This window comes from Dyella sp. 01N36, from assembly GCF_056399745.1.
The window spans coordinates 1-11,506 of the sequence record NZ_JBFTRY010000115.1 but is presented as its reverse complement, the minus strand read 5'-3'; the positions used below and the strand labels follow the sequence as shown (position 1 = coordinate 11,506).

Genomic DNA, 11,506 nt, shown 5'->3' with positions numbered 1-11,506 from the left:
GTCCGGCGGCACCGAACCCAGGTAGGCGACCTGCAGGATGATGTAGACAACCGTAGCCAGCAGGATCGAGCCGATCACCGCGAACGGGATGCTCTTGCCCGGATTGCGCGCTTCGCCCGCCAGATTCACCGGGCTCTGGAAGCCGTTGAAGCTGAAGACGATGCCGGCGGTGGCCACCGCGGTCAGCACGGCGGCAAAGTCGATGGCGTGCGTATCGCCATTCACGCCCACCGAGAAGTTTTCGCTGTGGAAGCCGCTGGCGATCAGGGCCAGGCCAGTCGCGGCCGGCACCACCAGCTTGAATACGGTGATCAGCGTGTTGGAGCGCGCGAACAGTTTCACGCTCCAGAAGTTGACCAGGAAGTAGATCAACACCAGCACGGCGGCGATATACAGACCGGGCAAGCTCAGTTCGCCATGGCCGTCGGGCATGTGGATGTACAGATCGTGCGCCCACTGCCACGGCCACGAGGCCATGTACTGCACCGAGGCCTCGGCTTCGACCGGGATCACCGAGACGATCGCGATCCAGTTGGCCCACGCACCGATAAAGCCGACCAGCGAACCGTGCGAATAGTGGCTGTAGCGCACCATGCCGCCGGACTCGGGGAACATCGCGCCCAGTTCCGCATAGGTCAGGGCGATGGTCATGATGATGGCGGCGCCAAGCACCCAGGCCCATACCGCACCCGGACCGGCGAGGCCGGCCGCACGCCAGGCGCCAAACAACCAGCCGGAACCGATGATTGAGCCCAGGCCGGTAAGCATCAGGGCGAACGGGCCGACATCGCGGCGCATTGAAGATTGAGACATGCAGGTCCCCAGGGACAGTGGATCGACGGCCGCCTCCCGGGCGACACAAGGGGCGGATGATGACAGACCGGTTGGGGAACTGTCAGCCCGCCGGCCGCCGCGAAACGTGGCGCAACGCAGCACCCAGGTCATTGAATCGACGGCTGAAACGACTAGTCCGGCGGCCGGACGAGGCCCTCCCGGAGCGGATTGGCGGCATTCCCGGCATCCCGGAAATTGGCGTAGGCGGGGCGGACAGCTAGTATCGGGGCTCCCCCCTCGAGGTCGGCGAACCATGATCCGTGCGACGTGGTTGGTGGTGATGGCCGCGGCGGTTGCCGTGCTTTCCATGCCGGCGGGCGCGGCATCGGGCGATGCGACCCGCGACGCGCTGACCAAGCGCGCCCAGGCCGGCGACACTCAGGCGCAGGTAGCGCTGGGGCGCTCTCTGCAGGACGACGGTATCGCGGCCGACAAGGCCGCCGGCACCGAGTGGTATCGCAAGGCGGCCCTTGCTGGCAGTGCGGAAGGCGCCTGGATGCTGGGCTCTGCCACCATGGCCGGGGTGGGCGTCGCCCGCGATGTTCCCGCTGCGATCGACTGGATGCGCAAGAGCGTGACCATCGACCAGAACCCCGATCATATGGCTGTGCTCGCCGTGGCGCTGTTGTCCACCGGCGGCATGCCCGAAGCCCTTCAATGGGCGCAAAAGGCCGCCGACAAGGGATCGTCCAAGGGCATGGAAGTGCTGGCGATGGCGCGTCTGTCGGGAGAGATGGGCGTGCCCAAGGACATCGCGCTTGCCGAGAAGCTGTTGAACGCAGCGGCGCAGAAGGGCGATGTAGACGCCGAGCTGTCGCTGGGGCAGTTCTACATCACCGGTCTGTTCGGTCGCCAGGACGTGGCCGCAGGCGTGCGCTGGCTGCAGACGGCTGCCGATGCCGGCAGCGCGAAAGCGGCGGGCACGCTGGCGTATTTCCTGATCACCGGCAAGCAGGGCGTGCCGGTGGATGCCCCGCGCGGCGTGGCGCTGGCGCGCAAGGCGATGGCCGCCAACGAGATGCTCGGCCACTACGCGATGGGCGTGGCTTATGTCTCGGGAGCGGGCGTTGCGGAGAATCCGGCGGAAGGCTGGTACCAGATCTCGCTGGCGCAGCGCATGGACAATCAGCAGCAGTTGAAGAGCGCCGCCGACTATCTGGCCAAGGCCTCGGCCAAGTTGACGCCGGCACAGCTGGCGCAGTTGAAGGCGCGCGTGGATGCGGATGCGGGAGCCGCCACGGCGGCATCGGGTTCGTGATTTAGCTGGTGGAGGCGGTGGGGCGCGCAACGCACGTCCAAGGCTTCCATCTGACTTTCCACGGGCGAAGGGGCGCCAATGTCGGCGCCCACGCTCCGCAATTGCCAACTCAGCACTCGATGACGTTGACCGCCAGACCGCCGCGCGAGGTTTCCTTGTACTTGTCCTTCATGTCGCGACCCGTTTCGCGCATGGTCGCGATCACCTTGTCCAGCGACACGCGGTGCTTGCCGTCGCTCTTGAGCGCCATGCGGCTGGCGTTGATCGCTTTCACCGAGCCCATCGCATTGCGCTCGATGCAGGGAATCTGCACCAGGCCGCCGATCGGGTCGCAGGTGAGGCCAAGATTGTGTTCCATGCCGATTTCAGCGGCATTTTCCACCTGCAGCACGTTGCCGCCGAGCGCAGCGGTGAGGCCGCCGGCTGCCATCGAACAGGCCACGCCCACTTCACCCTGGCAGCCCACTTCGGCGCCGGAGATCGAGGCGTTCTCCTTGTAGAGAATGCCGATGGCGCCGGCGGTCAGCAGGAAATCGACGATGCCGTTCTCGTCCGCCTTCGGAATGAAGCGGTGGTAGTAGTGCAGCACGGCCGGCACGATGCCCGCGGCACCGTTGGTCGGCGCGGTGACGACACGGCCGCCGGCGGCGTTTTCTTCGTTCACAGCGAGCGCATAGAGATTGACCCAGTCGAGGATGGTCAGCGGATCTTTCAGCGCCGCTTCGGGCTGGCTGCGCAATTCCTCGGCCATCGCCGGCGCGCGACGCGCCACCTTCAGGCCGCCAGGCAGCACGCCGGGCGAGCGCAGGCCGCGATTGACGCAATCCTGCATCGCCTTCCAGATCACCAGCAGCCCGGCGCGGGTTTCTGCTTCGCTGCGCCACACCTTCTCGTTTTCCAGCATCAGCTGGGCAATCGTGAGCTGGTGCTTTTCGCACAGCGCCAACAGTTCATCGCCGGTGGAGAACGCATAAGGCTGTTCAGTGGTGTCGGCAACGATGCGGTCTTCGGCCGCTTCATCGTGGTTCACCACGAAACCGCCGCCCACCGAGTAGTAATCGCGCGTGGCCAGCTCGTGGCCTTCGGCGTCGTAGGCGGAGAAGCGCATGCCATTGGTGTGGAACGGCAGCTTCTGGCGCTTGTTGAACACCAGGTCGCGCTTTTCTTCGAATTCGATCTCGTGCTTGCCCAGTACGCGCAGTCGATGGGTGGTGCGGATGCGCTGCAGCGTCTCAGGGATGTGGTCCGGGTCGACCGTATCCGGATGCGCGCCTTCAAAGCCCAGCAGCACGGCCTTGTCCGTGCCATGGCCACGACCGGTCATCGCCAGCGAGCCGTACAGCTCGGCGCGCACGCGCACGACGCGATCGAGCACGCCTTTTTCTTCGAGCCACCGTTCGGCGAACCGCGCTGCGGCGCGCATGGGGCCAACGGTATGCGAGGAGGACGGACCGATGCCGATCTTGAACAGGTCAAATACGCTGACAGCCATGGAGACACGCAAAGTGGGCGGGGAGAACCACCTATTCTACGCGCGCCGCCGGGCGTGCGTTACCGCGCCGCAGCGATGCGACGGTGCGCGGGCGTATGGACTGATTCGTCACATGTCGGAAGGCAGCGTAGCGAGAAGGCGTCCCGCTACGCTGCACCCGTTCAGAACGAGTAGCGGACATTCACCATGTAGCTGCGCGGCGCCGCGTAAAAGCCCTGATCCCAGTACAGGCTCGGGATGTACTTGCGATTGGTCACGTTGTCGAGGTTGAGCGTGGTGCTCCAGTGCTGGCCGAAGTCGTAGCCGGCCATCAGCCCGAGCACGGCATACGAACCCTGCGTGGTGAAGATCTCGCTGCCGTCCAGCGCCACGGCCTGCTGGTCGCGGTAGATGCGATCCTGCCAGCGCAGCGTGCCGCCCACCTTGAAGCCGGGCAGGGCGTCGAAGCGGTAGCTGGTGGCGAGACGGAACATGCGGCGCGGCACATAGGTGCGCACGTTGTTGCCCTGCGGATCGACCAGGCCCAGCTGCGTGTAACCGCCACTGAGCTGCCAGTTGTCGGTGAGCTGGCCGCTCACGTCGAACTCGTAGCCCTTCGAGGTCGCATCAATGCCGGTGTAGTAGTCCTGGTTGGTCGCCAGGTTGTGGCCGGCGTATTCGGCCAGGCCGTCCTGGCGCGAGCGGAACAAGGCAAACGTTGCGTTTAGACGTCCGTCGTACCACTCGCCCTTCACACCCACTTCGAGATTCGCACCCGTGACCGGATCGAGCACCTTGTTGTTGATGTCGAGCGAAGTCTGCGGATTGAACAGCTGTGCATAGCTCGCATACGCCGAGTAGTGCTGTGCAAAGTCGTACACCAGGCCCACAAACGGCGTGGTCTGGGTCTTCTCAAAATTGCTTGGCACGCCGTAGTTGGCGCCGTATTGCTCGATATGCACCAGGCTGGCGCCGGTGATCAGAGTGACCGGGTCGGCCAGGCTCCAGCGCGCGGTGGCGTACATGGTCTTGCGCTTGATGTGAAAGTCGCCGTTGCCATACGACGCATCGAACGGCGGTTCCGGATAATCGCCGGTCCACTCGTTGAGCGGCGGCAGCGGCGTGCCGATGCCTTCGCCATAGCTGGACAGCTGATGCACGTTGTCCTCGGCCCAGTTGGCGCCGAGCACCAGCTGGTGTGTGCGGCCCAGCAGTTCGAACGGACCGGTGGCGTACAGGTCGGCCACGTACTGGCGTTCCTTGCTGGTATACGCGGACGGGTAGGCATACAGGCCCAGGCCGGTCTGCGCGTCGGGTGTGCCGTAGACGTAGAACAGGTTGCTGTCCTCGGCGATGCGGCGATAGTTGAGCGATCCCTTGATGCTCCAGTCGTTGCCCAGCTGCTGGGTGAGTTCGACGAAGGCGCGCGTATCGGCCACATTCCAGCGCGACCAATCGGCCGACGTGCTGGTGCTGCGGTCGTAATCGGTCGGCGTGCCATCGGTGTTGTACAGCGGCAGCGCGCCCCACATGCCGCCGTGGGTTTTGTTCTTCTGGTAAGTGACGCCTGCGGTGAGCAGGGTGCTGCTGCTCAGGTCGGCTTCGACGATGCCGCCGAGCACTTGTTTGCGCAGGTTGTAGCGATCCAGATAACTGTCGGTGTCCTGGCCGGCGGCGATCAGGCGGCCGCGCACGCTGTGCGACTCGTTGAGCGGGCCGGACAGATCCACATCCAGGCGACGGTTGTCCCAGCTCCCCACGGTCAGGCCGACGCTGCCCTGGAAGTCGGCCGTGGGACGCTTGCGCACGAAATTGATCGTGGCCGAGGGATTGCCGGTGAACGACAGCAGGCCGTTCGCGCCGCGCAGCACTTCGACGCTTTGGTATAGCGCCGTATCCAGGTCGCCTTCCTGCTGACCGTTGGCGAACGGCAGGCCGACGCCGTCGACGAGGAAGTTGGTGATGTCGAAACCGCGCGCGCTGTAATAGGTGCGGTCGGTTTCCACCCGTTCCACGTTCACGCCGGTGGTGGTGTCCAGCACCGCATTGATGTTGGTCAGACCGAAGTCCTTCATCTGCTGCTCGGTCACCACGCTGACCGACTGCGGCGTCTCGCGCAGCGACAGCGGCAGGCGCGTGGCGCCCGAGGCGGCCTTGGTGGTGTAGGAGTCGCCATCGCCGGTCACCGTGGCGGTGGTTTGCACGCCTTCCAGATTCTTGACCTTGGTGGTGTCGGACGAATCGGGCACGTCTTCGGCGTGCAAGAGGGGAGCGGACAGAGCTAGCGACAGCGCGAGGAACAGGGCGCGGTGAGGCAACTGGCGTCGCGCGGGCGATGCGAGGGAGGGCATGGGCAGGCCTTGGGTCTTGTTGGTATCGGGAACCCGGGGCGGCGGCAACCCGGTGGGCTCGTGTGGCCCTTGGTGCAAATGATAGGCATTATCATTTACGTTTACCAGTCTCGACCTTGGTCGAGATGCCGCAGGAATCCCTCGCTACCGCCGCTGGCCGGCCCAGAGGGCATCGCGAAAACGCGATGCGCAAGCTATTGTCCCGCCCCTATGCCGATGCGATACGTGCTCTATCAGCGGGACTACTGCCACCTGTGCGATCAGGCGCTGGCCGTGATGGCCCAGGCGCGTGCGCCTGATTTCGACAGCCTATGGGTGGACGACGACGAGGCGCTCGAGCAGCGCTACGGCACGCGCGTGCCGGTGTTGCGTGACAGCCACGATGGGCGGGAGCTGGATTGGCCGTTTGATGCAGCGGCGGTCCAGGCCTTCGTGGATCTTCCCCTGTAGGAGCGCACTCGTGCGCGACCGCGGCCTCTGGCGTTACCGCACCGTGCGAGGTGGCGGTCGCGCACAAGTGCGCTCCTACAACAAAAACGCTGTGCGCTTATTTGGCCGTCAACGCCAGATGCGCGTTGATCTTCACCTCGTTCGCGATCACCGACGTATCGGCGTAATCGCCGGTGCCCACGCCGAAATCAAGGCGCTTCACCGTACCGGTGACATCCATGCTGGCGCCGGTGCCTGCGGGCTTGAACACCACGGTGAGGCTCACCGGCTTGGTCAGGCCGCGCAGCGTCAGGTTGCCATCGGCAACCACCTGCGCGCCGTTCTGGCGGAAGCCGGTGGTGACGAAGTGCGCCTTGGGGAATTTGGCCACGTTGAAGAAATCCGAACCGGGCAGGGCGCCGTCGCGATCCTTGTCGCCCGTCTTCACACTGGCCAGGTCTACTTCCACGTCGAACTTCGACGCGGCGAGTTTGGCCGGGTCGTAGCTGATCGCGGCGGTCCACTGGCCAAACGTGCCATCGAACGACTGCCCCTGGAAACTGCCGCTGAAGGCGAGCTTGCTGGCTGCGGGCTGCACGGCGTAATCGGCGGCGCCGGCCAGGCCGGGCACGGCCAGAGCGAGCAGCAGCGGGGCGAGCTTGAGCGCGTAGCGGTTCATCAGCGTTCTCCTTGAGAGTTCGGGCGCACACGAGCAAAGGGAAGCATGCGCCGCAGAGTGTTGTCGCGATCGATCAGGTGATGCTTGAGCGCACCGGCGATGTGCAGGACCAGCAGCAACACCAGGAACCAGAACAGGTATTCGTGGACGCTGTGCCACAAGCGGCGCGTATCCTGGTTGGCGGCGGTAAGCGCGGGCAGGTTGAACATCTTGAAATACTGCAGCGGCTTGCCGGCGATGGAATTGAACCACCAGCCACTCAGCGGCAGCAGCGCGACCAGCGCGTAAAGCGTCGTATGCACACCATGCGCCACATAGTGCTGCAGGCGCGAGGTGGGCTCATCTCGCGGCGGGCGATTGGCCAGGCGCCACAGCACGCGCAACAGGAACAGCGCCAGCACGGTCAGGCCGATCGACTTGTGCAGGGCGAGCCAATTGATTTTCTGCATGGGGCCATTGGCGAGATCCATGCAAAGGCCGAAGATGCCGTTGCCCAGGATCAGCAGCGCAATGGTCCAGTGAAAGAATTTGGCGACCGATCCCCATTGATGGTCGGTGTTGCGAAAACTCATGGTGATTCCTTGCTATGGGCCTGGTCTTCCTGGATGGCTTCCAGTTCCAGCCACACGCTCACGCCGTGGCCGATGGAATTGGGCGTCGCGGTGATGCCGTAATCGTCTCGATTGAGCATCGCCGTGCCAGAGAAGCCTGCAATCGTATGCATGCCGTAAATCGTCGTGCCGTGCCGGTTGAAGGTGAATGCAATATCCACCGTATGTGTCACGCCACGCAGGGTTAGGTTGCCATGCAGAACGCCGTGCGTGTCGTCCTTGCGCTCCACGGAAGTACTTGCGAAATGCGCATAACGGGACTTTTCCGCGTCCAGATAGGCCGGCTTGAGCACCGCCGCGTTCCATTCGGCGTCGCCCATGTCCAGGCTGGCCAGGTCGATGTCCAGCTCGGTGGCCGATTGCGTCCAGTCGTCGGGATCAAAACGCAACCAGCCTTTCGCTATATGCAGCCGCCCGAACGGACGCGAGAACCCGTTGTGGTCGATGCTGAAAAGGATCTGGCTGTGCGTGGTGTCGTAACTGTACGTGGTCGCTGCAGCCTGCACGGCGGCAAGCGGAGCGCAGGCGCACAGGAGGGCGAGCAGCAGGCGGCTGGAGCGGCATGAGCTTGGCATGCCGGGAAGTCTGGACGATCCGCCGCGGTGGCGCCAGCCGTCGCGCCGGAACGGATTGTTTCCCCACGGCAACGTCGTCGGGGTGGCCCGTCGCGTCGGCCAAAAGCCATGCTCGTTCCTGCGCGGCAGGTCTGGCAAAATCGAAAGATTCCGGGGGAAGTGCATGCTGCCGTCCTTGCTGCTTCGCGTTGTCCTGATCATGGGCGCGTCCACGCTGGTGGCAGTGTGCGTGCCCGCGGCCGCGCAAACCGCGCCGGCGGCAGCAGCGCCTGAGCACGTCAATGCGGCACTGGCGACGCCACAGTTCCGTCGCTTCGGGACGGCCGAAGGCTTGCCGAGCAGCAGTGTCTATACCGTGGTGCAGGCGCCGGATGGTTCGATGTGGTTCGGCACCAAGAGCGGCATTGCGCGCTACGACGGCGTCAACTTCAAGGTGTTCCGCCATGTGGCGGGCGACAGCCAATCCTTGTTCAACAACGGCATCTCCGCGCTGATCTTCGATCGCGCCGGCGGCTTGTGGGCCGCGGGCCTCGAGGCAGGCCTCAACCGCTACGACGATCGCTCGGGCACGTTCCACCACTGGGGTCACGACGCCAACGATCCGGCGAGCCTGGGCAGCGACAAGGCCTGGTCGATCGCCCAGACCGGCGACGGCTCGATCTGGGTGGGCACGGCGCTGGGTCTGGACCGCATGCGCCGCGATGGCCGCGGCTTTGACCACGTGCTGGTGACGGGCAGTGCACCGGAAGCCCTGGGCACGGTGGGCGCGCTCTACGTGGACGCCCACGGCCAGCTATGGGTGGGCAGCGACAACGGCGTCTTCCGTCGCGACCCGGATGGCGAGTTCCATCCGATCGCCATGGCGTCGCCGGAGAAGTCGCTCGACGCATGGCGCATCGAGGGCGACGGCGATGAAATCCGCGTGGCCTCCTCGCACGGCCTGTTCATCATCGGCGCGGACGATGTGGCGCGACAGGTGGGCAGCAGCGAACTGCCCGACACCAATATCCTCAGCAGCGTGCGCGACCGCAGCGGGCGCCTGTGGGTGGGCACGCAGCACGGACTTTTCCTCAAGAAGGCGCACGACGCAAAGATCGAGGCGGTCACTAACCAACCGGTGCTCTACGGCAACCTGCCGGGCACCTGGGTGTGGCAGATCCGTCCCGACAGCGAAGGTGGCCTTTGGATCGCCTTGTTCGATGGCGGCGTGGCCTACCTGGCTCCAGGCTGGGACAGTGTCAGCCGTTTCACGCACATTCCCGATGACGACAACAGCCTGCGCGATTCCGTCGCCTACGCGGTGGCGCGCGGCCGCGATGGTGCGATCTGGGTCGGCGAACGTGGCGGCCGCGTCGATCGACTGTGGCCGGCTACCGGCAGAGTCGAGCACGTGATCTCGGGCCTGCGCGGCGACGTGCTCGGTCTTACCGAAGATGCGCAGTCGCGCCTGTGGGTAACCGTGCAGGGCGCATTGTTCCGCTACGCCGACGGCAAGCTCGATGCCGTCGATGGTTCCAAGCACGGACTCAAGCATCCGCTCGAAGTGGAAGTGGGGCCGGACGGCAAGCTGTATGCGCGCAGCTTCGGCGAAGGGCTGTTCCGGGTCGACCAGGACACGCTGGCGGTGACTTCGGTGTCCGTGCAACCCGCGCAGGAAAAAGCACGCTGGGGCAGCCAGCTCACCCTGAGGAACGGCACGTTCTGGTACGCCAGCGACGGCGGCATGCTGCGCCTGGATCGCAGCTACGATCATTTCGAACCGGTGCCCGGCGTCGACAATCGCCAGGCGGTGGATGCGTTCGACTTCACCGACGATGGCGTGTGGATGGCTCGTCCCGATGGCCTGGAGCATTACCACTACGACGGCGACGGCCTGGTGCTCGATCGCAAGATCGACGCCACCCGCGGATGGCCCTCGGTCAACGTGGTGGACCTGGCTGTCGACCAGCATCAGCGTGTATGGGTATTCGGCCGCGATGGCCTGTGGCGTTTCGATCCCGCCATCGCACAGTTCCGCGAGCTCGGGCTGCAGGATGGCCTGAGCAACGGCGAATTTCTCCGCGGCTTCAGCCGCATGCCCGACGGCATGATTTATTCGCCCACCCTGGGTGGCGTGATGGGCTTCAATCCCAATCGCGCGTCACGTGCCACCGAACCGCCGCGCCTGGCGCTCACCCGCATCAGCGTGCGCCGCGAAGGCGCCGTGCGCGAGCTTCCCGTGCCGGAGTCCGGTCATCTTTCCATCGGTTGGCGCGATTCGGGCCTGATCGTGGACACGCGCGTGTTTTCCTATGTGGATCCCGCCGCGAATCGCTATCGGTTTCGCCTCGCCGGCCTCGACAACACCTGGGTGGATACCGGCGGCCATGGCGAGCGCGACCTCACCGGCCTGCCGCGCGGCGATTACACGCTGGAGGTCATGGCCGCCGGCGCGGACGGCGTGTGGACGCAGCTTGCGCAGCCGCTGCACATCCATGTGCAGGCGCCGCCGTGGGCGCGCTGGTGGGCGTGGTGTGCGTATGTGTTGCTGGCGGCGCTGCTGGCGTGGCTGGCCTTGCAGGCGTGGCGTCGTCGCCTGGCCGAGCGGCACCAGATGCAATTGGCGGAGCAGCGCAGCCGCCTGGCCGAGCAGGCTAGCGCCGCGAAAACGCAGTTCCTCGCCACGCTCAGCCACGAGATCCGCACGCCGATGACGGGCGTGATGGGCATGGCCGAGCTATTGCTGACCACCACGCTCAGCCGCACCCAACGCGACTACGCCGAAGCCATGCAGCGCTCGGGCGGCATGCTGCTCAAGCTGGTCAACGACGCACTCGATCTCGCGCGCATCGAAGCTGGCAAGCTGGAGCTGGACAACGCACCGTTCGACCCGCGCACGCTGATCGACGACGTGGCGAAACTCGAGCTGGGCCAGGCGCGCGCCAAGGGCCTGCGCTTCGAGCTGGACATGCCCGGCGATCTGCCGCCGCGCATGATCGGCGATGCGCTGCGCATCAAGCAGGTCTTGCTCAATCTGGCCAACAACGCCCTGAAGTTCACCGAGCGCGGCGGCGTGACCCTGCGCGTGCGTCGCACCGACGACGGCCTGCGCTTCAGCGTGATCGATACCGGTCCGGGTATTCCCGAGGCGAGCCAGGCACGCTTGTTCGAGCGTTTCGAGCAGGTCATCGGCCCACAGCGCCGCGCAGGCAGYGGCCTGGGCCTGGCGATTTGCCGCGAGCTGGTGGCGATGATGGGTGGCAGCGTCGAACTGGAATCAAAGGTTGCCTTTGGCAGCACCTTCCACGTGCGCCTGCCG

The 11,506-nt window shown here is 65.3% G+C and carries 9 protein-coding genes; 3 read left to right on the top strand and 6 right to left on the bottom strand.

Annotation, left to right across the window (positions count from 1 at the left end; translation table 11 throughout):
- Positions 1-813 (bottom strand): APC family permease (locus AC1DMG_RS15510; RefSeq protein WP_477180723.1); only part of this gene is annotated, 813 nt, incomplete at its 3' end.
- 274 nt (positions 814-1,087) lie between these two features.
- On the opposite strand from AC1DMG_RS15510, the gene AC1DMG_RS15505 reads away from it, so the two are divergent.
- Positions 1,088-2,092, top strand: coding sequence for a tetratricopeptide repeat protein (locus tag AC1DMG_RS15505; protein ID WP_441604948.1), 1,005 nt, complete (start codon positions 1,088-1,090; stop codon positions 2,090-2,092).
- A gap of 109 nt (positions 2,093-2,201) precedes the next feature.
- Here the strand turns inward: AC1DMG_RS15505 and AC1DMG_RS15500 are convergent, their stop codons facing one another.
- Positions 2,202-3,584, bottom strand: coding sequence for an L-serine ammonia-lyase (locus AC1DMG_RS15500; RefSeq protein WP_441604947.1), 1,383 nt, complete (start codon positions 3,582-3,584; stop codon positions 2,202-2,204).
- 161 nt (positions 3,585-3,745) lie between these two features.
- A complete protein-coding gene (locus AC1DMG_RS15495) occupies positions 3,746-5,914 on the bottom strand; it encodes a TonB-dependent siderophore receptor (protein ID WP_441604946.1) in 2,169 nt (722 codons plus the stop codon).
- A 216-nt stretch (positions 5,915-6,130) separates the two neighbouring features.
- Between AC1DMG_RS15495 and AC1DMG_RS15490 the strand changes: the two genes are divergently transcribed.
- On the top strand, positions 6,131-6,364 hold the full coding sequence (locus tag AC1DMG_RS15490) for a glutaredoxin family protein (RefSeq protein WP_477180724.1): 234 nt from the start codon (positions 6,131-6,133) through the stop codon (positions 6,362-6,364).
- Between the two features lie 97 nt (positions 6,365-6,461).
- Here the strand turns inward: AC1DMG_RS15490 and AC1DMG_RS15485 are convergent, their stop codons facing one another.
- The 3 genes from AC1DMG_RS15485 to AC1DMG_RS15475 are packed head-to-tail and all read right to left on the bottom strand — an operon-like array spanning position 6,462 to position 8,208.
- A complete protein-coding gene (locus tag AC1DMG_RS15485; RefSeq protein ID WP_441604944.1) occupies positions 6,462-7,022 on the bottom strand; it encodes a YceI family protein in 561 nt (186 codons plus the stop codon).
- Positions 7,022-7,594, bottom strand: coding sequence for a cytochrome b (locus AC1DMG_RS15480; protein WP_441604943.1), 573 nt, complete (start codon positions 7,592-7,594; stop codon positions 7,022-7,024). Before AC1DMG_RS15480 ends, AC1DMG_RS15485 begins: the two co-directional genes overlap by 1 nt.
- On the bottom strand, positions 7,591-8,208 hold the full coding sequence (locus AC1DMG_RS15475; RefSeq protein ID WP_441604942.1) for a YceI family protein: 618 nt from the start codon (positions 8,206-8,208) through the stop codon (positions 7,591-7,593). The genes AC1DMG_RS15480 and AC1DMG_RS15475 overlap by 4 nt, the downstream gene beginning before the upstream one ends.
- Before the next feature lie 163 nt (positions 8,209-8,371).
- On the opposite strand from AC1DMG_RS15475, the gene AC1DMG_RS15470 reads away from it, so the two are divergent.
- On the top strand, positions 8,372-11,506 hold a 3,135-nt coding region (locus tag AC1DMG_RS15470), incomplete at its 3' end, for an ATP-binding protein (protein WP_477180722.1).